The organism is Glycomyces buryatensis, assembly GCF_004912275.1.
GTDB classification, from domain to species: Bacteria; Actinomycetota; Actinomycetes; order Mycobacteriales; family Micromonosporaceae; genus Glycomyces; species Glycomyces buryatensis.
Genome location: NZ_STGY01000067.1, coordinates 80,440 through 103,754 on the forward strand (window position 1 = coordinate 80,440; position 23,315 = coordinate 103,754).

The 23,315-nt window shown below is 67.7% G+C and carries 21 protein-coding genes; 10 read left to right on the plus strand and 11 right to left on the minus strand.

Annotated features, from left to right (window positions below; genetic code table 11):
* The first annotated feature begins 188 nt into the window (after positions 1-188).
* From FAB82_RS18725 to FAB82_RS18745, 5 genes are all read left to right on the plus strand, one after another.
* Positions 189-1,433, plus strand: a complete 1,245-nt coding sequence (locus tag FAB82_RS18725) for a MurT ligase domain-containing protein (protein WP_211116679.1) — start codon at positions 189-191, stop codon at positions 1,431-1,433.
* A gap of 22 nt (positions 1,434-1,455) precedes the next feature.
* On the plus strand, positions 1,456-2,178 hold the full coding sequence (locus tag FAB82_RS18730) for a type 1 glutamine amidotransferase (RefSeq protein ID WP_136536064.1): 723 nt from the start codon (positions 1,456-1,458) through the stop codon (positions 2,176-2,178).
* Positions 2,179-2,287: 109 nt separating this feature from the next.
* Positions 2,288-4,198 (plus strand): beta-galactosidase, encoded by a 1,911-nt coding sequence (locus FAB82_RS18735; protein WP_136536065.1) that lies wholly within the window; start codon positions 2,288-2,290, stop codon positions 4,196-4,198.
* Between the two features lie 45 nt (positions 4,199-4,243).
* Positions 4,244-5,869: an MDR family MFS transporter gene (locus tag FAB82_RS18740; RefSeq protein WP_246039711.1), complete on the plus strand. Its 1,626-nt coding sequence runs from the start codon at positions 4,244-4,246 to the stop codon at positions 5,867-5,869.
* Positions 5,870-5,935: 66 nt separating this feature from the next.
* A complete protein-coding gene (locus tag FAB82_RS18745) occupies positions 5,936-6,628 on the plus strand; it encodes an aspartate/glutamate racemase family protein (protein WP_136536066.1) in 693 nt (230 codons plus the stop codon).
* Here the strand turns inward: FAB82_RS18745 and FAB82_RS18750 are convergent.
* Genes FAB82_RS18750 through FAB82_RS18790 form a run of 9 tightly spaced genes read right to left on the minus strand, consistent with a single transcriptional unit; the run spans position 6,625 to position 13,864 of the window.
* Positions 6,625-7,281, minus strand: coding sequence for an acVLRF1 family peptidyl-tRNA hydrolase (locus FAB82_RS18750; RefSeq protein ID WP_136536067.1), 657 nt, complete (start codon positions 7,279-7,281; stop codon positions 6,625-6,627). The genes FAB82_RS18745 and FAB82_RS18750 overlap by 4 nt on opposite strands.
* Positions 7,282-7,283: 2 nt before the next feature.
* Entirely contained in the window at positions 7,284-7,622 is a 339-nt protein-coding gene (locus FAB82_RS18755; protein WP_136536068.1) for a metal-sulfur cluster assembly factor, read from the minus strand.
* On the minus strand, positions 7,622-8,080 hold the full coding sequence (sufU, locus tag FAB82_RS18760; RefSeq protein ID WP_136536069.1) for a Fe-S cluster assembly sulfur transfer protein SufU: 459 nt from the start codon (positions 8,078-8,080) through the stop codon (positions 7,622-7,624). Before sufU ends, FAB82_RS18755 begins: the two co-directional genes overlap by 1 nt.
* Positions 8,077-9,459 carry a cysteine desulfurase gene (locus FAB82_RS18765; protein ID WP_136536070.1) on the minus strand — a complete coding sequence of 461 codons (1,383 nt, stop codon included), beginning with the start codon at positions 9,457-9,459 and terminating at the stop codon, positions 8,077-8,079. Before FAB82_RS18765 ends, sufU begins: the two co-directional genes overlap by 4 nt.
* Positions 9,368-10,129, minus strand: a complete 762-nt coding sequence (gene sufC / locus FAB82_RS18770) for a Fe-S cluster assembly ATPase SufC (RefSeq protein ID WP_136536071.1) — start codon at positions 10,127-10,129, stop codon at positions 9,368-9,370. The genes FAB82_RS18765 and sufC overlap by 92 nt, the downstream gene beginning before the upstream one ends.
* Positions 10,130-10,144: 15 nt before the next feature.
* Positions 10,145-10,483 (minus strand): Rieske (2Fe-2S) protein, encoded by a 339-nt coding sequence (locus FAB82_RS18775; RefSeq protein ID WP_136536072.1) that lies wholly within the window; start codon positions 10,481-10,483, stop codon positions 10,145-10,147.
* Positions 10,480-11,664 (minus strand): Fe-S cluster assembly protein SufD, encoded by a 1,185-nt coding sequence (gene sufD, locus FAB82_RS18780; protein ID WP_136536073.1) that lies wholly within the window; start codon positions 11,662-11,664, stop codon positions 10,480-10,482. Before sufD ends, FAB82_RS18775 begins: the two co-directional genes overlap by 4 nt.
* 34 nt (positions 11,665-11,698) lie before the next feature.
* Positions 11,699-13,132 carry a Fe-S cluster assembly protein SufB gene (gene sufB / locus FAB82_RS18785; RefSeq protein WP_136536074.1) on the minus strand — a complete coding sequence of 478 codons (1,434 nt, stop codon included), beginning with the start codon at positions 13,130-13,132 and terminating at the stop codon, positions 11,699-11,701.
* A gap of 30 nt (positions 13,133-13,162) precedes the next feature.
* On the minus strand, positions 13,163-13,864 hold the full coding sequence (locus FAB82_RS18790; protein ID WP_136536075.1) for a helix-turn-helix transcriptional regulator: 702 nt from the start codon (positions 13,862-13,864) through the stop codon (positions 13,163-13,165).
* A 178-nt stretch (positions 13,865-14,042) separates the two neighbouring features.
* Between FAB82_RS18790 and FAB82_RS18795 the strand changes: the two genes are divergently transcribed.
* The 4 genes from FAB82_RS18795 (at position 14,043) to FAB82_RS18810 (ending at position 16,466) form a co-directional block, all read left to right on the plus strand.
* Complete coding sequence (locus FAB82_RS18795) at positions 14,043-15,026, plus strand: COX15/CtaA family protein (RefSeq protein ID WP_136536076.1); 984 nt, start codon at positions 14,043-14,045, stop codon at positions 15,024-15,026.
* Positions 15,027-15,130: 104 nt separating this feature from the next.
* Positions 15,131-15,712, plus strand: coding sequence for a hypothetical protein (locus tag FAB82_RS18800; RefSeq protein WP_136536077.1), 582 nt, complete (start codon positions 15,131-15,133; stop codon positions 15,710-15,712).
* A gap of 90 nt (positions 15,713-15,802) precedes the next feature.
* Positions 15,803-16,054, plus strand: coding sequence for a type II toxin-antitoxin system VapB family antitoxin (locus FAB82_RS18805; protein WP_136536078.1), 252 nt, complete (start codon positions 15,803-15,805; stop codon positions 16,052-16,054).
* Between the two features lie 7 nt (positions 16,055-16,061).
* Positions 16,062-16,466, plus strand: a complete 405-nt coding sequence (locus tag FAB82_RS18810) for a PIN domain-containing protein (RefSeq protein WP_136536079.1) — start codon at positions 16,062-16,064, stop codon at positions 16,464-16,466.
* A 48-nt stretch (positions 16,467-16,514) separates the two neighbouring features.
* Here FAB82_RS18810 and FAB82_RS18815 read toward each other — a convergent pair whose 3' ends face one another.
* Positions 16,515-18,998 carry an alpha-L-arabinofuranosidase C-terminal domain-containing protein gene (locus FAB82_RS18815; RefSeq protein WP_136536080.1) on the minus strand — a complete coding sequence of 828 codons (2,484 nt, stop codon included), beginning with the start codon at positions 18,996-18,998 and terminating at the stop codon, positions 16,515-16,517.
* A gap of 141 nt (positions 18,999-19,139) precedes the next feature.
* On the opposite strand from FAB82_RS18815, the gene FAB82_RS18820 reads away from it, so the two are divergent.
* The gene (locus FAB82_RS18820) at positions 19,140-20,099 is read left to right on the plus strand and encodes an ADP-ribosylglycohydrolase family protein (RefSeq protein WP_211116680.1); all 960 of its coding nucleotides are present in this window, start codon (positions 19,140-19,142) and stop codon (positions 20,097-20,099) included.
* On the opposite strand, the gene FAB82_RS18825 is transcribed toward FAB82_RS18820, so the two are convergent.
* Complete coding sequence (locus tag FAB82_RS18825; RefSeq protein WP_136536082.1) at positions 20,100-23,297, minus strand: DUF4132 domain-containing protein; 3,198 nt, start codon at positions 23,295-23,297, stop codon at positions 20,100-20,102. It abuts the gene before it with no gap.
* Positions 23,298-23,315 lie beyond the last annotated feature (18 nt).

Consider the following 23,315-nt stretch of genomic DNA (forward strand, 5'->3'; position numbering starts at 1 on the left):
TTCTGGTGGATGGGAGTGGGGGTCTCCGACTTGCCCGTTCCGGGGGCTTTTGCGGCTTCTGCGGCGACCCGTGTCTACCCAGCGCAATGGGCCTCACCTCCGCCAGCCACTCGGCACGCCCGCGCCGAGTCATGTGACAAACTCTTCTGCATAGTCGTCCAGTCCGTTCAAGTGGAAAGCGAGCCCAGATGAGCGCGAATCTGTCCCCGCGCGCGAAATTCGCCACCGCCCTGTTGAGGACCGCGGCCGCGCTCTCGCGTGCGACCGGACGCGGCGACGGCTCGGTCATCGGCGGGCGCGTCGGGCTGATCGTCGAACCCCGGCTCCTGGAACTGCTCGCCGACGGACGCCACGTCGTCCTCATCTCGGGCACCAACGGCAAGACCACGACCACCCGCTTCACCACCGCCGCTTTGGAAGCGATCGGCAAAGTCGCCACGAACTCCTTCGGCGCCAACATGCCCACCGGGCACACCACGGCGCTCGCCAAGGCCCGCAAGGCCGAATACGCCGCGCTCGAATGCGACGAGCACTACCTGGGGCAGCTGCTGGACGCGGCGAGCCCGAAGGTGGTGGCGCTGCTCAACCTCTCGCGGGACCAGCTGGACCGGGCGATGGAGGTGACGGCGCTGGCCGCGAAGTGGCGTCAGACCCTGGAGGCCTCGGCGGGGCAGACCACCATCGTCGCCAATGCCGACGATCCCCTGATCGTCTGGGCCGCTTCGGTTTGCGAGCGGGTCGTGTGGGTCGCGGCGGGCCAGTCCTGGACCGCCGACTCGGCGATCTGCCCCAACTGCGGCTCGCACCTGGACCGCTTCGGCGAGTTCTGGCGCTGCACCAACTGCGGCCTCAACCGCCCCAGCCCCCAGTGGTCGGTGGCGCACACCGGTGAGGGCGTCGTCGGCCCCGACGGTCGCCGCTACGACCTCAATCTGCAACTGCCGGGCCGGGTCAACCGCGCCAATGCGGCCACCGCCCTGGCGGTGGCGAGCCTGTTCGGCGTCGACCCGGCGATGGCCGCGCCGCGCCTGTCCGAGGTGACCTCGGTGGCCGGGCGCTACGCTCGGGTGGAGCGCGACGGGCGGCAACTGCGGCTGCTGCTGGCGAAGAACCCGGCCGGCTGGCTGGAGTCGTTCGACATGATCGAGCAGACCCAGCCGGTGGTGCTGTCGTTGAACGCGCGCGAGGTTGACGGCTTCGACACCTCGTGGATCTACGACGTCGACTTCACCTCCCTGATCGGGCGGAAGGTCGTCGTCACCGGCGACCGGCGCATCGACCTGGCGGTGCGGCTGGAGGTCGACGGCGTCGACTTCGTCGTCGTGGACGACATCAAGGCGGCCATCGCGGCCATCGCCCCCGGTCCGGTGGAGGTCGTCGCGAACTACACGGCGTTCCAGGACATCCGCGCTGAGTTCAACCGCGTCAACTGACGGCTGAGAAGGGTTCGCACACATGGCAACTAGCACGCTGCGCCTGGTCTGGCTCTACCCGGACCTGCTGTCCACCTACGGCGACCGGGGCAATCTCCTGGTGCTGGCGCACCGCGCCCGCGCCCGCGGCATCGACGTCGAGCCGATGCAGGTCCGAAGCGACCAGCACGTCCCCCACGGCGCCGACCTGTACCTCCTCGGCGGCGGCGAGGACGGCCCGCAGGCCGTGGCCGCCGAGCGCCTGTTGGACGACGGCGCGCTGACCAAGGCCGCCAACGCCGGCAAGCCGATCCTGGCGATTTGCGCGGGTTACCAGCTGCTGGGCGAGTCGTTCTACGCCAACGGCCGCTGCTATCCGGGCCTGGGCATCCTCGACCTGCGTTCGGACCGCGGCCCCTCGCGGGCCGTCGGCGAGATCGCCGGGGAGACCGCTCCGATGCTGGGCCTCGGGTCGATCACCGGGTTCGAGAACCACGGCGGGCGCACCCACCTGGGTGAGGCGGTCCAGCCGCTGGCGCAGGTGAGCGCCGGCATCGGCAATGACGGCGTCACCGAGGGCGCCTGGGCCGGGCACGTCATCGGCACCTACATGCACGGGCCGGCCCTGGCCCGCAACCCCCGCCTCGCCGACCTCCTGCTGGCGTGGGCGATGGGCATCAACCCGAACCAGCTGGCGCCGATCGACGACACTTGGCCCGAGGCGCTGCGAAACGAAAGATTCGGCGCGCTCTCCAACGCCGAGTAACGGCCGCCCCGTTGAATCGGGAGACCGAAGGTGGCGACCCAGCGCCATCGCGAGTTAGTTTTGCCAGACAACTAACTGATCTACGTTCACCCCACCCGGAGGTCCCCCAATGCACTGGCCCAAAGGCGTCGAAGGACTCTGCTACGGCGGCGACTACAACCCCGAGCAGTGGCCCGAAGAGGTCTGGGACGACGACGTCGCCCTCATGCGCGAGGCCGGCGTCAACCTGGTCAGCGTCGGCGTCTTCTCCTGGGCCCGGCTCGAACCCCGCCCGGGCGAGTACGACTTCGGATGGCTCGACCGGGTCATGGACAAGCTCCACTCCGGCGGCATCGGCGTCAATCTCGCCACCCCGACCGCCTCTCCCCCGCCGTGGTTCACCCTCGCCCACCCCGACGCGCTGAACACGCGCCCCGACGGGGTGCGCCAGGTCCACGGCTCGCGCGACACCTACGACATCTGTGCGCCCGCCTACCGCGAGGCCTCCCGCAGCATCGCCGCGAAGGTCGCCGAGCGCTACGCCGGGCATCCGGCCCTGGCGATGTGGCACGTCCACAACGAGTACGGCTCGGCCACGTTCTCCGCCCACGCCGAGACGAACTTCCGGGCCTGGCTCCAGCAGAAGTACTCCACACTGGAGGCTTTGAACGCGGCCTGGTGGGGCTCGTTCTGGAGCCAGCACTACAGCGACTGGGACCAGATCCTCGCCCCCCGCGCCACCCAGTACCTCGCCAACCCCGCGCACGAGCTCGACTTCAAGCGCTTCACCTCCGACGCCATGCTCGGCCACTTCATCGAGCAGCGCGACATCCTGCGGGCGGCGAATCCCGAGGTACCCATCACCACGAACCTCGTGTTCGGCCAGTGGGTCCCGGTCGACCCCTGGCGCTGGGCCTCCGAGGTCGACCTCATCGCCTTCGACTCCTACCCCGGCGACCCGGGCGAGCGCGCCGAGCAGATCAGCGCCCTCCACGCCGACCTCTCCCGCTCCTGGGCAGGCGGCGGGGACTGGCTGCTCATGGAGCAGAACGCCGCCGAGATCTCCACCCCCTACGGCCCGGTCTCCAAGACTCCCGGCCGCATGGCCCGCCACTCGATGATCCACATCAGCCGCGGTTCCAAGGGCGCCATGTACTTCCAGTGGCGCGCCGGCCGCGGCGGGGCCGAGCAGTGGCACTCCGCGCTCGTCCCCCACGCCGGCAAGAACACCCGCATGTTCCGCGAGGTCGTCGACTTCGGACAGGCGCTGCCGAGCATCGCCCACACCATCGAGTCCCCCGTCAAGACCGACACCGCGATCCTGTGGAGCCCGGACTCGTGGTGGGCCACCGGCATCGGCCACCTGCCCGCCCCCATCGACTACTTCGAGGACGTCGCACAGATCCACCGCGTCCTGCGCGACCGCGGCGTCGTGGTCGACTTCGTCTCCCCCGAAGGCGACCTGAGCGGCTACAGGACCGTGTTCGCCCCCAGCACCTACGTGCTCAGCCGCGCCGCCGCCGAGAACCTGCGCTGGTTCACCGCCGGCGGCGGACGCCTCGTCGCCTCCAGCCTCACCGGAGCCGTCGACGAGCACTGCCAGGTCTGGCTCGACGGCTACCTCGGAGGCCTCACCGACCTGTTCGGCATCCGCGTCACCGAGCACCTCCCCCAACCCCCCGGAGAACTGCGGGCGCTGTGGAACTTCGGTGCGGCCGAGAAGTTCTGCGAACTGGTCGAGCTGCGCGGCGCCCAATGCGTCACCCAGTACGCCGCCGGCGACCTCATCGAGAACCAGCCGGCCGTCACCGTCAACCCCTTCGGGGAGGGCGAGGCCTGGTACGTCTCATGCAAGCTCGTGGACGAGGCCTGGGACCGGCTGTTCGAGGCACTCGAACTCCAGGGCCCCGGCGGCCAAGGCGTCGACGTGATCGACCGCGGCCAATGGCGCTTCATCATCAACCACACCACCGCCGAGACCCAGATCGGCCACGTCATCATTCCCGCCGGATCCTGGGCCGTCGACAAGACGCCCCAATAGCCGGTTTCGCCGCCTGAGGCGAGGCCGGGTCATACGCTCGCCTCTATGAGCGAAGCGAAGCCGCAACAGCAGCAGTCCTATGGGGGCATGAGCCGCCGCGAGCTGTTCACCCTGTTCGGGGCGCTCATGCTGACGATGCTGCTGGCGTCGCTGGACCAGACCATTGTGGGCACCGCCCTGCCCACGATCGTCGGCGACCTGCACGGCATGGACGACTACACGTGGGTCGTCACCGCGTATCTGATCGCCACGACGGCTTCGACCCCGTTGTACGGCAAGATGAGCGACCTGTACGGCAGGCGGCCGATCATCCTGGCGGCCATCGTGATCTTCCTGGTCGCGTCCGCCTTGGCGGGCCTGTCACAGGACATGCTGCAACTGGTCCTCTTCCGCGGCCTCCAGGGGCTGGGCGCCGGCGGCCTCATGACGCTGGCGTTCACCGTCGTCTCGGACGTGCTCCCGCCCCGCGAACGCGGCAAGTACCAGGGCTTCTTCGGCGCGGTGTTCGCGCTGTCGTCGGTGGCCGGCCCGGTCCTCGGCGGCTGGCTCGCCGAGGTCGACTGGCGGTGGATCTTCTACATCAACCTGCCCCTCGGCCTCGTCGCACTCATCGCCGTGAACCAGGTACTGCGCCGCCACACGATCCCCACCCGCCAGCACCAGATCGACTACCTGGGCGCCGCCACGCTCGTCCCGGCCGTGGTCTGCCTGCTCCTGGCCACCACCTGGGGCGGCCAGAGCTACGCCTGGACCTCCGGGGTCATCCTCGGGCTGTTCTCGGCATCCGCGACCCTGATCGTGCTGTTCATCTTCATTGAGACGAGGGCCGAAGAGCCGATCCTGCCGCTGCGCATGTTCAGGCAGGGCACGTTCAGCCTGGCCTCGGTCATCGCGCTGATCTTCGGCATCGCCATGTTCTCCGGCATCATCTACATCCCGCTGTTCTTCCAGATGGTGCGCGGATACACGCCGACCAACTCGGGCCTGCTGATGCTGCCGATGATGGGCGGCATGGTGATCATGTCGGTGTCCTCTGGATTCATGATCTCGCGGGTCGGGCGTTACAAATGGTTCCTGGTGGCGGGCTCGACGATCACCACGATCGGCCTGATCCTGTTCACCCAGCTGCACCTGGACACGCCGCTGTGGCTCAGCGCGATCTACATGCTCGTGCTCGGCTCCGGCATGGGCATGTTCATGCAGCCGTTGGTGCTCGCCATGCAGAACATCGTGAAGATCGAGGACCTCGGCGCCGGGACGTCGACCAACAACTTCGCCCGCTCGCTGGGCGGCGCGATCGGCACCGCGGTCCTCGGCGCGGTCATGAACACCAAACTGGACGACGAACTGGCGGCCGACCTGCCCGGGGCGGTGGCGCAGCTGACACCCGAGCAGACGGCCGGGTTCACCCAGGCCGACCTGGCCAATGTCATGGAGTCCCCGACGGTGGTGCAGCACCTGCCCGAGCCGGTCAAGGAGGTCGTCCAGCAGTCCTTCACGAACGGCCTCGACCTGGTCTTCACCGTCGCCGCCTCCATCGCGGCGGTCTCGATCATCCTGACCCTGCTGCTCCCGAACCTGGAACTGCGCGGCGCCATCGCCGAAGAGCAGCAGCGGCACGACGACCCCGACACCGATGCGATCAGGATCAAGTCCGACACCAGTCCCTGATCTCGAGTGCGCCGATCACCTTCGAACCCGATGGCACCGCACACCGACCTAGGGCAGGATTGAGCGATGCGCACCATCGGGTTGATCGGCGGAATGTCGTGGCAGTCGTCGGCGGAGTACTACCGGCTCATCAATGAGCTGACCCACGCCAGGCTCGGCGGGCAGCACAACGCCGAGAGCATCATGCTCACCGTCGACTTCGCCGAGATCGAGGCCATGCAGCGGCAGGGCGACTGGGAGGCCAGCGGCAAGCGTCTGGCGACGGCCGCGGTCGCGCTCGAACGCGCCGGTGCGGACCTGGTCGCATTGTGCACCAACACCATGCACCTCAACGCGGACGCGATCGAGGCAGCGATCGACAGCCCCTTCGTCCACCTCCTCGACACGGTCGCGGCGAGCGTCAGGGCCGCCGGGTTGACCACGGTCGGGCTCCTGGGCACGCGGTTCACCATGGAGATGGGCTTCTTCTCCGACCGCATGGCCGAGCACGGCATCACGGTGAGGACCCCACCGGCCGAGGCGCGCGCCGAGGTCCACGACATCATCTTCACAGAGCTGACGCTTGGCATCGTGCGAGAGGAATCGCGCGAGGCGTACCGGCGCATCATGAACGGCCTGGCCGCAGACGGCTCCGAGGGGATCATCTTCGGCTGCACCGAGATTCCGCTGCTCGTGGACGCCACCGACAGCCCCGTCCCGGTCTTCGACACCACTCGAATCCACGCCGAGCGCCTGGTCGAACTGGCGCTCGAAGCCTAGGCGAGCAGACGGACGTCGAAGCTGATCGCCCGGTAGGCGGTCTCGACCAGCAGTGCCGCCTTGGGCTCGGCTATGTCGCCGATGTGGAGCGTCACGGTGAGGTGCCTCAGGCGGGGATCTTCGAGGAGGTCGTCCACGATGCCGCCGGTGACCAGGGCATCGAAGTCGTTGCCCAGCAGGACCGTGGCGGCGGCTTCGGCGGCTCGTTTGGCCGAGGCCTTCGCCTGGCCTTCGCGGCGGCGGGCGAAGCGCTGCTGGGATTGTCCTCCGGCCTTGGTCTTGCCCTGGACGTAGGCGGTATCGGTCTTGGAGACCTTGATCCGGCCGTCTTCGACGATGCCCACCGAATACGCACCCTTGCGGGCCAACAGGACCGCGATGCGGCGGGGCTGGAGGGCGTAGTCGCGCAGGTGCTCGGCGGCCTTGATCGGGTCGTCGTCGAGCAGCCAGGCGGCGGGAAGGCCGGAGGCCAGCGCCCATTGGACGCCGGCCACCGGTCCGTCGTTCGATTCGATCGTCCAGGCGTCGCTCTCGGCGTGGTGAGAGGCGATGCCGCCGTTGCGGTCGGCGAAGTTCGCCACCCACCTCGGGAGCCGCTCGGGCTCGACCTCGACGATCTTGCCGCCGCCGGAAGCGGGGCGAACCTTGGTCATGCTTATACGTTAAAGCCCAGGGCGCGCAGCTGGTCGCGGCCTTCGTCGGTGATCTTGTCCGGGCCCCACGGCGGGATCCACACCCAGTTGATGCGCAGGTCCGAGACGAGGCCGCCCTCGGCGCCGCCGGTGAGGGCGGAGCGCGACTGGTCCTCGATGACGTCGGTCAGCGGACAGGCCGCCGAGGTCAGCGTCATGTCGAGGGTGGCGATGTTCTCCTCGTCAACGTGGACGCCGTAGATCAGGCCGAGGTCGACGACGTTGATGCCGAGCTCAGGGTCGACCACGTCCTTCATCGCCTCGAGGATGTCGTCCTCTTTGGCCTTCAATTTGTCGCTCATCAGTCGTTTCCTCCGGCTGGGGTAGCGGCTTCGGCGCGGACCAGGGCGTCCTTGAACGCCATCCAGCCCAGCAGTGCGCACTTGACGCGCATCGGGTATTTCGATACGCCCTCGAACGCGATCGCGTCCTCGAGCGATTCCTCGTCGGCCTTGCCCTGGCCCTTGGAGTTCATCAGCGCGGTGAACTCGGCCGTCTTGGCGAGCGCCTCTTCGACGCTGACGCCGTTGATGAGCTCGTACATCACCGAGGCCGAGGCCTTGGAGATCGAGCAGCCGACGTTCTCGTAGGAGATGTCGGCGACCTTGTCGCCGTCGACATGGACCCTGAGGGTGATCTCGTCGCCGCAGGTCGGGTTGACCTGGTGCGATTCGCCCTCGTAAGGGTCCCTCAGCCCGGCGCCGCGGGGGCGCTTGTAGTGGTCGAGGATGACTTCCTGGTACAGCTCGTCGAGATTCATGCAAACACCTTTCGCACCTTCTCCAACGCGGCCACCAAGCGGTCTATTTCGTCCGTCGTGGTGTAGACGTAGCCGGAGGCCCGGGTGGTGGCGGTGACGCCGAACCGGACGCAGGTCGGTTTGGCGCAGTGATGGCCGACGCGGACGGCGATGCCGTCGGCGTCGAGGACCTGGCCGACGTCGTGCGGGTGGACGTCCGCGAGGTCGAACGAGACGGTGGCGCCGCGGCCGATGGGGACGCGCGGGCCGATGACGGTGAGCCCGTCGACGGTCTCCAGGCGTCGCAGCATGTAGCCGGCGAGTTCCTTCTCGTGGGCGCGGACGTTCTCCATGCCGAGCTTGTCGAGGTAGTCGACGGCGGCGGCGAGTCCGACGGCCTCGGCGATCGGCGGCGTCCCGGCCTCGAACTTGGCCGGGGCCTTGGCGAACGTGGTCCGCTCCATCGAGACCGTCTCGATCATCGAGCCGCCGGTCTGGAACGGCGGCATGGCGTCGAGCAGTTCGGCCTTCGCCCACAGGGCACCGATCCCGGTGGGGCCGAGCATCTTGTGGCCGGTGAAGGCGATGAAGTCCACGCCCAGTTCGGTCACGTCGACCGGGATGTGCGGGACGGCCTGCGAGGAGTCGAGCCCGACCAGGGCGCCGACCTCGCGGGCGCGGGCGACGATCTGGGAGGTCGGGTTGACGGTGCCGAGCAGGTTGGCCACGTGGACGAACGAGACGACCTTGGTGTGTTCGTTGATGACCTCGTCGACCTGTTCGAGGTCGAGCCGGCCGACGTCGGTGATGCCGATCCAGCGGAGCTTGGCGCCGGTGCGCTCGCACAGCTGCTGCCAGGGGATGAGGTTGGCGTGGTGCTCCATTTCGGTCACCACGACCTCGTCCCCGGGCCGCAGGACGAAGCGCGGGTCGGCGCCGGGCTTGACGCTGGCGTTCTGGAAGGCGTAGGCGACGAGGTTGATGGCCTCGGTCGAGTTCTTCGTGAACACCACCTCGTCGGCGCTGCGCGCGCCGATGAAGTCGGCGACCTTGGCGCGGGCGCCCTCGTAGGCCTCGGTCGCCTCGGCTCCGAGCGTGTGCACCGAACGGGAGATGTTCGCGTTCGAGTGCTCGGTGAAGCGCCGCATGGCCTCCGTGACCTGCACGGGCCGCTGCGAGGTCGCAGCCGAGTCGAGGTAGGCCAGCGGTTTGTCCCCGATCATGCGTCGCAGGATCGGGAAGTCCGCGCGGACCGCCTCGACGTCGAGCTTGCTGACAGCCTCCACTGGGCTACCTCTTTCCTGAGGACTAAGCGGCCTTGGAGCCGATGTAGGACTCGTAGCCCTCGGCTTCGAGCTTCTCGGAGAGCTCGGACCCGCCCTCTTCGGCGATGCGGCCATCGACGAAGACGTGGACGAAGTCGGGCTTCACGTACCGCAGGATGCGGGTGTAGTGCGTGATGAGCAGGACGCCGGCGTTCGTGGACTCCTTGACGTGGTTGATGCCCTCGGAGACGACGCGGAGCGCGTCCACGTCGAGCCCGGAGTCGGTCTCGTCCAGGATCGCGATCCTGGGCTTGAGCAGCTCCATCTGGACGATCTCGTGGCGCTTCTTCTCGCCGCCGGAGAAGCCCTCGTTGACGTTGCGGTTGATGAACGCCTCGTCCATCTTCAGCTCGTTCATGGCGCCCTTGAGGTCCTTCATCCAGGTGCGGATCTTGGGAGCCTCGCCGTCGATGGCGGTCTTGGCGGTGCGCAGGAAGTTCGAGACGGACACGCCGGGGACCTCGACCGGGTACTGCATGGCCAGGAAGAGGCCCGCGCGGGCGCGCTCGTCGACGCTCATGGCGAGGACGTCTTCGCCGTCGAGGAGGACCTCGCCGCCGGTGACCTCGTACTTCGGGTGCCCGGCCAGCGAATAGGCCAGGGTCGACTTGCCGGAGCCGTTGGGGCCCATGATGGCGTGTGTCTCGCCGGAGTTGATGGTGAGGTCGACGCCGTGCAGGATGGGCTTGGCGCCGTCGTCGGTGTTGACCGAGACCTTGAGGTCGCGAATTTCGAGCTTGCTCATGACTGGCTGGTTTCCTTAGGCTTCTTCGGTGGTCTTGGGTTTCAGGCTGAGGTAGACGTCGCCGTCTCGGAGCTCGACCGGGTAGGTCGCCACCGAGGTGGTGGCGGGCGGCCCGGTGGGCTTGCCGGTGCGAAGGTCGAACATCGACCCGTGCAGCCAGCATTCGAGCGTGCATCCATCGACGTCGCCCTCCGACAGCGCCACTGCGGCGTGGGAGCACTCGTCGTAGAGGGCGAATACCTCTTCGTCCTTGCGCACCAGCACGATCGACGTCCCGTGGATGTCGGCGGCGATGGCCTCCGACTCCGGCAGGTCGTCGAGCGCGCAGACGCGCAGGAAATCGGTGTCGCTCATCGAGCGACCGCCTGCCCGGCGTCGAGTCGGGCCACGATCATCTCGTTGAGTTCGTCGCGGAGTTCCTCGGACGGGATCTTGTGGACGACCTCGTTGAAGAAGCCCTTGACGACGAGGCGGCGGGCCTCATCTTCAGGAATACCACGCGATTGCAGATAGAACAGCTGTTCTTCGTCGAATCGGCCGGTGGCCGAGGCGTGGCCGGCGCCGACGATCTCGCCGGTCTCGATCTCCAGGTTCGGGACCGAGTCGGCGCGGGCGCCGTCGGAGAGCACCAGGTTGCGGTTGGACTCGTAGGTGTCGGTGCCGGTGGCCTTGTCCTGGATGAGGACGTCGCCGACCCACACCGTGTGGGCGGTCTCGCCCTGGAGGGCGCCGCGGTAGTTCACGTAGGAGCGGCAGTCGGGGACCGAGTGGTCGGTCATCTGGCGGAGCTCCAGGTGCTGGCCGGCGTCGGCGAAGTACAGGCCGTAGGCGTCGACGGAACCGCCGGGCCGGGCGTAGTCGAACGACACGTACTGGCGGACCAGGTCGCCGCCGAGGCTGACGGAGAGGTGGTCGAGCTTCGCGTCCGCGCCGAGGAGGGCCTTCTGGTGCTCGACCTGGGTCGATTCGCGGTCCCATTCGGCGACGGTGACGATGCGCAGGTGCGCGCCGTCGGCGACCGAGATCTCGACGTTGTCGCCGAGGCGGGCCGCGCCGGTGTGCCGCACGATCAGCGTGACGTCGGCGTGGTGGCCGACCTCGATGAAGGTGTGGGCGAACGTGACGCCGTCGATGCCCCCGCCGATCACGTCGATCCAGACCGGCTCGGCCACCTGCGCCTCGGGCGCGACGGACACCAGCAGGGCCTGTTCGCTCTTCGCCCAGGCGACGGCGCTGGGCCGGTCGAAGGGCTTGAGGATCGAGCCGAGCCGCTTGTCGTCCTTGGCGATCATGTCGGCCGTGACGCCCTCGGGCAGGGAGCGCACGTTGTACTCGACGGGCTTGACCGCGAGCGCGGCGTCGACGTCGTCGAGCCCGGCCAGGCGCTTGATCGGCGTGAACCGCCAGTCTTCCTCCCGGCCGGTCAGGGCCGGGAAGTCGGCGGGATCGAAGGAGCGCAGCAGCTGCGACTTCGTCTTGGGCGGTGCTTCGCCGGCGCCGTGGGTGTGCGGACGCGCGGACAGTTCAATGCTCATCTGTTTCTCTGGTTCCTAGTCCTCGCTGGGCGGCTTAACCGACCGCGCCTTCCATCTGGAGCTCGATCAAGCGGTTGAGTTCGAGGGCGTACTCCATCGGCAGTTCCTTGGCGATCGGCTCGATGAAGCCGCGCACGATCATCGCCATCGCCTCGTCCTCGGTGAGCCCGCGGCTCATGAGGTAGAACATCTGGTCCTCGCCGACCTTGGAGACCGTGGCCTCGTGGCCCATGTCGACGTCGTCCTCGCGGATATCGACGTACGGGTAGGTGTCGGAGCGGGAGATGGCGTCGACCAGCAACGCGTCGCACTTGACCGTGGACTTCGCGTGGTGCGAGCCCTCGTCGACCTTGACCAGGCCGCGGTACGAGGTACGTCCGCCGCCGCGCGAGATCGACTTGGAGATGATGGTCGAGGACGTGTTCGGCGCGGCGTGCGTCATCTTCGCGCCGGTGTCCTGGTGCTGGCCGGTGCCGGCCATCGCGACCGAGAGGACCTCGCCCTTGGCGTGCTCACCGGTCATGACCACGGCCGGGTACTTCATGGTGACCTTGGAGCCGAGGTTGCCGTCGACCCACTCCATCGTCGCGCCCTGCTCGGCGATCGCTCGCTTGGTGACCAGGTTGTAGACGTTGTTCGACCAGTTCTGGATCGTCGTGTAGCGGACGCGGGCGTCCTTCTTGACGATGATCTCCACGACCGCCGAGTGCAGCGAGTCCGAGGAGTACACCGGGGCGGTACAGCCCTCGATGTAGTGCACGAACGAGCCCTCGTCGGCGATGATCAACGTGCGCTCGAACTGGCCCATGTTCTCGGTGTTGATCCGGAAGTAGGCCTGGAGCGGGATGTCGACGTGGACGCCCTTGGGCACGTAGATGAACGAGCCGCCCGACCACACCGCGGTGTTCAGCGCGGCGAACTTGTTGTCGCCGGTCGGGATGACCGTGCCGAAGTACTGCTCGAAGATCTCGGGGTGTTCCCGCAGAGCGGTGTCGGTGTCCATGAAGACGACGCCCTGCTGCTCTAGGTCCTCGCGGATGGAGTGGTAGAGCACCGTCGACTCGTACTGGGCGGCGACGCCGGAGACCAGCTGCTGGCGCTCGGCCTCGGGAATGCCCAGCTTGTCGTAGGTCTTCTTGATGTCCTCGGGAAGGTCTTCCCAGGACTCGGCCTGCTTCTCGGAGGCCTCGACGTAGTACTTGATGTTGTCGAAGTCGATCCCGGACAGGTCGGCGCCCCAGTTGGGCATGGGCTTGCGACCGAAGAGCTTGTGGCCCTTCAGGCGGCGCTCCAGCATCCACTCGGGCTCGTTCTTGCGCGCCGAGATGTCGCGGACGACCTCTTCGGTCAGGCCGCGTTTCGCGTTCGCACCGGCAGCGTCCGAGTCGGACCAGCCGTACTCGTAACGTTCCAGAGAGGCGAGCGCCTCGTCCTGGCTCAGCTGCGGTGTCTTCTGCGTATCGGTCATCTCAAGTCTCACCTTTGACCTGTCGTAGGTTCAGTCCGGACGTTCCGCTGATTGCCGTTTCGGTGCTGGCAGCGAAACCGGACCAGGAACGTGAGTGGTACACACACCGTCCCCGTTGGCGATGGTCGCCAGGCGCTGGACGTGCACGCCCAGCAGTTTGCTGATAACGCGGGTCTCCGCCTCGCACAACTGCGGAAACTCCGCCGCCACGCCCGCCACCGGGCAGTGGTGCTGGCAGATCTGCCCGCCCGTGGCGATGACCGTCGCCGTCGCGGCGTAGCCCTCCCCGGACAGAGCGGTCGCCAGCGCCTGGGCCCGCGCCACGTGGTCATCGGGGTCGACCGCTTCCAGGGCGGCCCGGCAGCGGGCCTCCAGGCGGGCGACCTGCTCGGCGGCGAAGGCGCCGATCGCGTCATCGCCCTCGAAGCGGCGGATCCAGCGCAGTGCCTCCATCGCCATGTCGCCGTAGGTGTGGCCGAAGGATTCGCGGGCGACCGACGTGAGCTGGTAGCTCTTCGCGGGGCGGCCGCGGCCCGAGGTCTTGACCACGCGGGTCTGGACCAGGCCTTCGGACTCCATGGCGTCGAGATGGCGGCGGGTGGCGGTGGCGGTGATGCCGAGTGCGCGGGCGAGTTCGGCGGCCGTGGCGTGGCCCTGTTCGAGCAGCAGCCGAGACACTCGGCGGCGGGTGTCCCCGTCGGTCGAGTGAGTGCCGGTCGCCCTCGTCACCATTTCCACAAGGTAAATGTTACGTAATTCGCGCCGACCTGTCGAGGGCGGCCTCGGTGAGACGGGGCACGCAGGTTTGCCTAACCTCACCTGGACGGATATATAGCGGCGAAATCGCCGCAGCCCACATCGCGGGCACCTGGATCGCACCCGACTCCGGTCCCAAGGATAGATTCGCGGCGTGAATCTGTTGCAGCGGTGGTTCGCCCGGCCCGGCGCGGTGCGCGGGTGGGCGCTGGCCAGCATTGTCGCCAACGTCGGCATCATCGTGACCGGCGGCGCGGTGCGATTGACCAAGTCCGGTCTCGGCTGCCCCGAGTGGCCCCGGTGCACCGCGGATTCCCTGGTGGCGACCCCCGAGATGGGGATCTACGGGGCGATCGAGTTCGGCAACCGGGCGCTGACCGGGGTGCTCATCGCCGTCGCCGTCGGCGCCCTGCTCGCGGCCTGGCTGCGGACCCCGCGTCGCTCCTCGCTGGTGACGCTCGCGGCGGCGGGCCTGCTGTACGTGCCCGCGCAGGCGATCGTCGGCGGGGTCACCGTCTGGACGAACCTGAACCCGTGGGTGGTGGGGCTGCACTTCCTGGCCTCCATCCCCCTGGTGGCCATCTCGGTGGCGCTGTACCACCGCGCGGGCGAACCCGACGGCCCGGTGGTGCCGCTGGTACCGCGCGCGGTGACGTTCCTGGGCCGCGGCATCGTGGCGGCCACGGCCGCGGTGATCGTGTTCGGCGTGGTCGTGACCGGTTCGGGTCCGCACGCCGGCGACGCGGAGACGCCGCGCAACGGCCTGGACCCCGCGCTGATGTCGCAGCTACACGCCGACCTGGTGTGGCTGCTGTTGGGCCTGACGGTCGCGCTCATCGCGACCCTCCACGCGCTCAAGGCGCCCGAGTCGGCCAAGCGCACCGCCTACGCGCTCTTGGCGGTCGAACTGCTCCAGGGCGTCATCGGCTATACCCAGTACTACCTGGATCTGCCGGAGCTGCTGGTCGGCATGCACATGCTCGGCGCGGGCCTGTTGTGGGTGGCGGCGGTGGCGGTCCCGTACAGCCTCCGCAAGCGCACCCCCGACGAGGACGCGCAGAAGCTCCACTACGAGATCCACTACAGCCGGGAGGGCGACCGGATCGTCGAGCCCGAGGAAGCGTCGACCACGGCCTGACAGGGGAATCACTCCGGCATTCACCGGAGCGGAGGCAACCAATTACGGGACCTATTGCGCCAGTAGCGTAGAACGGGCGCACCCGCCCCGAAAGGAGCTCCGCTGTGGCAATGGCCGATGAGACCGAGGTTCCCAGGAGGCTCCGCTTCGCCGCCGGGGTTCTGCTGGCGTCCTGCTACTTGGCGATCGCGGTGCTGCCCGTCCACACGATCTACGTGGCAACGGCCCTGTGGAACGACATCAACGAGCCCTACATCCCGCCGCCGGGGTTGATCGATTACCTGGTGATCGGCGTGCCGCTGCTGATCGAGGCGGTCCTGTTCGTACTGCTGATCCGCTCGGGCCTGCGGCTGTGGGGTCCATTGATGGCCGGAGGCGATCTGACTCGCCGGGACACGCGGCGCCAGTCCTGGATGTGCGCCACCGGCCTGGTCATCTTGCTGTTCAACACGGGCTTCGTCTTCAACAATTCGAACCTTGGCGACGGTGCCTCCCTGTGGCCGAGGAGCCACCTCGCCGAGACGATCGCCTCAGGCGCCTTCAACTGGGTCGGCTGGCTCGGCCTGGTCTCACTCATCGGCATCGTGTTGCTGTTCCTCGCCGCCGCCGCGATCGCGGCGGCCACCGCCGTCAAGGCAGTGCCGCGGGAACGAGTCCCGCATCTGCGCCCGGTCCGGGCGGACTGAGCGCGACACGCCATCGAATCATTGCGATCAGCGATCCCGACCAAGTATCATGATGATATCCAAGCCAGATGGATATTATGTGAGGTATACATGTCGCTTACGCAGGTCGATATCAATGACGAGGTCTTGGCCGAGGTCATGAACCTCATGGGCACCAAGACCAAGAAGGAGACCGTGAACCGGGCACTCGAAGAGTATGCGGCACGGACGAAACGACTCCAAGCCTTTCGGCGGTTGGCTGAACGCGCTGAACGCGGCGATTTCGACGCCGCAGAGAAAGCCCACCGAGCCGCGAAGGCGGCGCGAAAAGCCGCCTTCGCGGATGCAGAGCGGGACGACTGACTGAGCGATGGTATTCCTGATCGATACCTCGGCCATCTGGGAACTCCTCAGAACTCCGGCCGCCAGAGAAGCCTGGGAGCAGGAGATCGCCTCGAAGACGGTCGGCCTCTGCGACGCCACCCGAGCCGAATTCCTCTATTCGGCGAGGAGCCCTCGGGAACGGGACGAGTTGGCGGATGACCTCGACCTTTCGTTCGGACACATCCCAGTGCCGAAGCGAGTTTGGGCGTGGATAGAGACCGCTCAGTACAAACTCACTCAGACGGGCCAACATCGCAGCGCCGACGTCGTGGACTTGATCGTGTGCGCGACGGCCGTACACCATGACCTGACGGTGCTGCATGTCGACAATGACTACCGTGCCGTCGCCTCCGTACTCCCCGAGGTCCGACAACGCGACGTCCGTCGCTGAACCGACAGCGGCCCGGCCATTCAGCCGGGCCGCCGCTAGTTCGGCTGCTTATCTCTTGCCTGATGGGTTCAGGGTTATGAAGGTGACCGAATATGGCTCGAACTCGTAGGTGAACTCATTGCCCAGGCCGTTCTGGGTTTCGGTGACAGGCGCCAGGACCGGGTCCTCTCCCAGGACGTTGTCGCAGCCGGGCTCGCAGGCGAGGGTGGTGACCTCGGCCTTCTGCTTCAGCTTGCCGCCGGTCAGCGCCACGTCGGTGGTGACGGCCGAATCCTGGGCGTTGACGACCTTCAGGGTGACCTCGCCGGTCTCGGAGTCGCGGGTGACGACCTGGTAGAGCGGTTCGACCTGCTCCTCGTCCGCGAAGGTGAAGGCCTGCTCGCCGTCGACGTAGCCGGTGATCTGGCGGCCCTCGACCTCGATCTTCAGGTCGTAGGTGCGGCCGGTCTCGATGGTGGTGTCGTGGTTGAGCAGTGTCGACTTGCCGCCGCCGGAGGCCTTCTCGACCGCCGAGGTCGTATTGCCCCAGCCGCCGAGGTTCCACCAGTAGTAGTCGTCGGAGCCCTCGACTCCGAACATGATCAGGAAGCCCTCGTCACCAGAGTCCTTGGTGGCCTTGACCTCCATCGTGTAGTTCGACCAGTCGGCGCTGCCCGCCGTGGAGCGGGCGTCCTCGACGATCGCGCTCTGGCTGTAGGCGCCGTCCGCCACCTCCCAAGTGCCCGTGGGGGTGCCGCTGGCGCCGGAGACGGTCCAGCCCTCGGCCCCGGCCGAGAAGTCGTCGGCGAACAGCTCGGTGCCGTCGGCGGCCGTGACGTTCACGTCGTCATAGGTCGCGGCGGTGTTCCACGTCGCCAGGCCGATACCGCCGGCGATGTCGGGCGAGGAGATCGGCGACGCGTCCAGGGTGGAGGAAAGGACCTCGTCACCGGTGTTGGTGCTGAACAGCTTCTGGACCTCGTAGCTGGTCGAGGCGACCGACTGGTGGTTGTCGAACCAGATCATGTCCGGCGCCCAGTCGACGTAGTCGATGTTCGACAGCAGCGGCGCATAGGACGCCATGTCGATCACGTCGCCATTGCGTTCCACCCCAGTCAAATACGAAGCTTCCGACAGCGCGTTCCACCACGAGTTGCCGCGGGAGGCGTACTCGCCGATGAAGACGTGCGGGCCCTCGCGGTCGTAGGAGTCGTAGCGGTCATTATTGGACAGGAACCACGCCGGGTCGTTGTAGTAGTGCTCGTCGACCTTGTCGGCGCCCTGCTCGCGCATGAACTCCCAGCTGCGGTCGAAGACGTCGCCCGAATCGTCCACACCGGAGTTGCCGATGATCTCGATGTCCGGGTAGGCCTCGCGGACCGCGTCGTGGAAGGCGGGGTAGTTCGCGTAGAACTGCTCCTTGTACTCCTCGTTGCCGAGGCCGATGTACTTGAGCCCGAAGGGTTCGGGGTGGCCCATCTCGGCCCGGACGGCGCCCCACTCGGAGTCGGCGTCGCCATTGGCGAACTCGATCAGGTCGAGGGTGTCCTGGACCCAGAGGTCGAGCTGCTCGGGGTCGGTGATCTCGGGCGAGTCGCCGCAGCCGGTGGTGCCGACCGGCACGACCGGGAGCGCGTCGGCCCCGAGGTCCTCGGCGAACTGGAAGTACTCGTAGTACCCCAGGCCGTACGTCTGGTTGTAGCCCCAGAAGTTGTGGTTGGTGAGCCGCTCCTCCACTGGGCCCACGGTGTCCTTCCAGTTGTAGGCCCGCTCGCGGCTGTCGGGGTCGAAGGAGCCCGTGTTGACGATGCATCCACCCGGGAACCGGAGGAATGACGGCTCCAGGTCGGCGATGAGCTCGGCCAGGTCCGGGCGCAGGCCGTTCTCGCGGCCCATGAAGGTGTCCTGCGGGAACAGCGAGATCATGTCGAGGTTCACCGGGTCGAGCGCGGTGACCATGAGCCGCCCGGAGGTCGAGTCGGCGTCGGCCGTCAAGACGGCCTCGTACTCGGCCCACTCGCCGTCCGCGGCAGTCGGAACGAGCACCGATTCGGACAGCGGATTGTTCTCGGCGTCCACCAGGGTCGCCTGGATCTGGGTGTCGCCGCCGCCGGCCCAGAAACTCAGGTCGTACGAGGCTCCGGCGGTGAGGGCCATGCCGGTGTTGTAACCGGAGTTGACCAGGGCGGTCTCGGCGGTGGCGCGGATGTAGGTCGCATTGTTCTCGTTGAGGGGGTTCGCGGTCTCGACCGACACGGAGCCGTCGACGGCCTCCCAGGCGGTCAGCGCATCGTAGGAAGCCTCGTCGGCGGTGGTGAACTCGAACGAGCGGTTCTGCACCAGCTCGGCGTAGAGCCCGCCATCGGCGGCGTGGTTGATGTCCTCGTAGAAGAGGCCGTACAAATCGTCTGAGATGGGCGTGGCGGCACTGAGATCGACCTCGATGCTCGCCTCGGCCTCTTGGGCGGAGGCCTGGGACGCGGTGAGGGTGGTGGCCACGATCGCGGCCGCGGCCGCCATCGTGACCGTTCTCGAACGTTTCAGAGGCTTCATTGTCTCCCGTCCTAATGTTCGAAATATTTGAGTACATTCTGAATGTTAACGATCACCACGTCAAGTCTCGACGCCGAATGGATCCTTTTTCCACACTCCGGGGGCGTCGGGCCCGGTGCGAGCGCGCCTTACAATCCGGCTGTGACTACGAGCATCAGCCCCGCCGACCGGATCCTGGGCTGCCTCATCGGGGGCGCCGTCGGCGACGCCCTCGGCTTCCAGGTCGAATTCCAATCCTGGCCCCAGATCGAGCGCGAGTTCGGCCCCGCCGGGGTCACCGAGCTTCGCCGAAACCGCATCTCCGACGACACCCAGATGACCCTGTTCACGGCCGAGGGCCTGCTCGAGGCCGTCGAAGGCGAGGAGGTCGCCTCGGTGCGCCGCGCCTACCTGCGCTGGTACAAGACCCAGAATGAGTACCTGCCTCCCATGGGCGCCAAGGGACTCGCCGCCCAGCCCTGGCTCTACGACCGCCGCGCCCCCGGCAACGCCTGCCTCTCCGGCCTCCGCCAAGGCGGCGAGGGAAGAGTCAACCCCGACTCGAAGGGCTGCGGAACAGTCATGCGCTCCGCCCCCTTTGGACTCCTCCACTCCCCCACTGACGCATACGAACTGGCCGAACAGTGCTCAGCCATCACCCACGGCCACCCGACCGCCGGTTCCTCCGCCGGGGCGTTCGCCATGATCACCGCGCACCTGCTGCGCGGCGAGACCGTCCAGAAGGCGGTGTCCCACGCGATGCTGCACCTGCGTCGGACCTTGGACAGGTCGGAGACCATCGACGCCCTCCAGGCCGCCTACGAGCTGGCCGGGAACGTGCCGCCCGGCCCCAATACCTGCGAGAGACTGGGACAGGGCTGGGTCGCCGAGGAGGCCCTGGCCATCGCCGTGTACTGCCTCCTCGGCACCGGCGATGTGCGCGGCGCGCTAACCGCTTCGGTCAGCCACGACGGCGACTCCGACTCGACCGGCGCGATCCTCGGCAACCTGCTCGGCGCGGCCTACGGTCACGCCGCGCTCCCGCCCGAATGGGCCTCCCAAGTGGAGGGACGCGAGACCATCGCGGGCCTGGCCGAGACGATCGGCCAGGCCCAGGGGTGATCAGTCCGTCCCAGTGAGGTTTTCGAGCGTCCACACCAGTTCGGAGGCGAGGACCGGGTCCAGGTTCTCGGGGGCGGCGGCCAGGTCCTCCTCGAGGGACCACTTGATCGGACGGGGCGAGAAGTAGACGGCGCGGATCTCGTGCTTGTCGTCCATCTCGGTGTTGCCGACCGTGATGCCCGGGTCGAGTTCGAGGTTGAGGTAGCCGCCCTCGGGCAGCGCGTAGTACAGGCCGGCCTCGCCTCCGGCGTCCATCGGAGTGCTCCGGTCCCAGCCGGATTTGGTGAGGCCGAGGAATCGCCCGGTCTCCGCGGAGTGGCCCTCGAACCGGTGCAGGCGACCGGAGGCCAGTTCCTTCTCCGTCATGGCCAGCACGGGGCGGCTCAGCTGTTTGAAGGGCTGGAGGATCTCGTAGTCGGACAAGATCGCGCCCCAGCCTTCGTTCTGGCGCTCCAGGAAGTACGGGTGGGCCAGGCGGATGCGGGCCGATTCGGGAACGCTGATCTGCTCGTCGGCGATGTCGGCGAAGGTCCGGCCCTCGTCGACGCGGAAGGTCCGCCAATCGTCCCCCACCCCGGCCATCCAGACCAGCCGGGTGGTCAGGTGGCCGACCAGCGGGTGCTCCACGAGGAGTTCCGTGAATTCGCCCCTCGACCAGGTTCGACCGTCGATCATCGCCTGTTCCAGGCGTCGCACCTGGTCGGCCGCGACGGCGCGCAGTTCCTTCTTGAGGCTTGAGAATCGCTTGCGGGAGGCCTCGGCGATCTCGGCGTCGTCGCTCTTGCCGGGCTTCGGCAGGGCCTTGCGCACCTTGCCGTCCTGGTCGGTGACGAAGGGCTTCAGCTGCTCATCGAATCCGACCTGGAATTGCCTGGGACCGTAGTCGAGGACCAGGGTCGACTCGTCGGCAAGCCCGAAGTCCGGCACCAGTCGGTCGGCGAGCTGATCCGCGCTGAGCCCGAGTTCGGCGGCGATCTCCTCCACCATCTCCTCGGCCTGGTACTGGAGTCCCTTGAACTTCACCCGCTGCGCGATCTGGTTGATCGCCTGGAGGGCCTGCTCGGTTCCGATGGCGCGCAGCACGGTCAGGCCGACCACGGCCCGCTGGTGCTGGTTCTCGCCCGGCCAGGCCCGAATGAGCGGCACCAGCATTCGAATGGTCTCGTCATCGGAGAAGTGCGCCAGCTGGGTCAGCACCCAGGAGTCCTCCGTCGGCGCCCCGGTCGAGAGCCACCGCCGGAAGAGCGCGTGAGAGAACTCCGTGAGCGAATCGCGATCGCACAGTTCCGCGACGACGCCCAGGCCGCGGTAGTCGTAGTCGGGGGTGACGATCGCCAGGACCGTCACGAGGTGCCGGATCGAGGCATCGGGCACGGCCCGCTCGCGTCCCTTCAGCAGGACCTGCGGCAGGAGCATCGGATTGACCCACTCGCCGATGGCCGGGACCTTGACTCCGATCGGTTCGAGCGGGTCGACGTCGAGTAGCTGCCGGATCGCCTGGGCCGCGGTCGGACCGTAGGTCTCGGCGGCCTCCAGCACCGCCTTCTCGCCATGGCGGTCGGAGAGGTAGAGCAGGGCCGTGGCGGCATGGGTCCTCGCCTTGCCCTGCTTGCCGACCGCGTCCGGGATCAGCAGTTCGGCGGCCTTTTGGCGGTGCCGGTCGAACCAGGACGCGGCCAGGGGGCGGACCGTCTTCAACTGCGAGTACCACTCGGCCATGAGCCGGGCGGTCTCGAGCCCGATCACCGGCAGCAGGGCCGACCGGACATCGCGATCTGAGCGAGCCGAGGCGATCACCTCGGCGATCGGCGGCTCATCGGGGCCGGCGAGGGCGCGTTTGGCGTTGTTCACGTGGTGGAGCCCTCTGTACCGGAGGACGTCGATGTCGGCCCACTGCTCGCGCTCTCCGGGTTCCCAGGCCAGCGCGACCTCGGCGGGGGCCTGGAGTCCCTTGACCGTCTTGAGCTTGGGCTTCGGCCGCCCATCCGACCAGGGCGGTTCGATCAGGAGCCGCGGCAGGTCGTCGGGTCGGGCCTCGGGGACGCGCGCGTTGGAATCGAACAGGCCGTCGATCGCCTCCCGTTCGCTCTCCTCCAATGTCTTCAGCGCGGCCTCCTTCACCTCCGGTTCGAGTGCCGCGACGAGACCGGCCAGTTCCATTGAGGTCCCGCCCTCGGCGGATTCGGACCTGACACCGATCCTCCGCAAGGCCCGGCGGGGGAAGCGGCGCACGGCCTCGCAGGCCGAGGCGAAGACGAACGTCTGGTCGAGGTGGTCGAGCAGGTAGTCCATGGCCTCGTCGGTGGGAAGCATGGCGATGGCCGACAGGGTCGCCTGCCGCTCCTGGGCCTTGAGGCCTGCCTCCTGGTCCAGGGTCGCGACCAGTGCCGGGAGGCTGTCGCCGCCCAGGTTCTCCATGAGTTGCCCGAGCAGGCGGACGACGAAGTGATAGGAGGTGAGCGCGGCGCTGGGGAGCGCGGCCAGCTGCCGCGGTTGGGTGATGGCCGACCACAGGCCGCCATCGGTGGCGTCTCGATAGGGCGGGTAAACGGCGCAGGCGTCGAGGACCCAGTCCGCCTCCCGCGGGGCGAGAACGACCGCGACCAGGCGCTGGATAGGTTCGTAGCGGTGGGCATCGATCGCCTCCCGCACTGCGGCGTACTCGTCCTCATCGAAGTGCTCGATGAGGTTCCGCATGCGGACGACGGGGGCTTCGGCGCGCAGCGACTCGAATCTGAGGTGCTCGACGCCGCGACGGTACAGCTTCGATTCGCTCAGGTAGGTGTACGGCCTGCCGATCTGGTGACTCCTCGCTCGCCCCGCGTAGAAGGAGACGAGTTCGGTGACCGCGGCGGCCGCGAAGGTCAGGCCGTGCTCGGTCCACCAGGCGTCGACGGCGATATTGCCGGGTTCATGGCTCTCGCAGTGGTCCTTGAGTATCGCGACGGTCGCCCCCGCCCCGAGCGGGTCGGCCTGGCCTTCAAGGTACGCGCGAATGTGCCCGGCGTACTGCTCATTGTGGCTCTCGGCGAGTGCCCCTTCGATGCCGCCGCGGCGCTGTTCGATCCAGCCGCGAATGCGCCCGAGCGCCTCGGGATCGGGCGGCTCGGGCGCGGTTCGCTTCGGCTTGGACGGTCGCCAGGTGGCGGGGAGTTCGAGCCGGTTCTCTTCTGGGAGTTCGAAAGGGGGATTAGACATGCCCGTCACTGTAGCGGC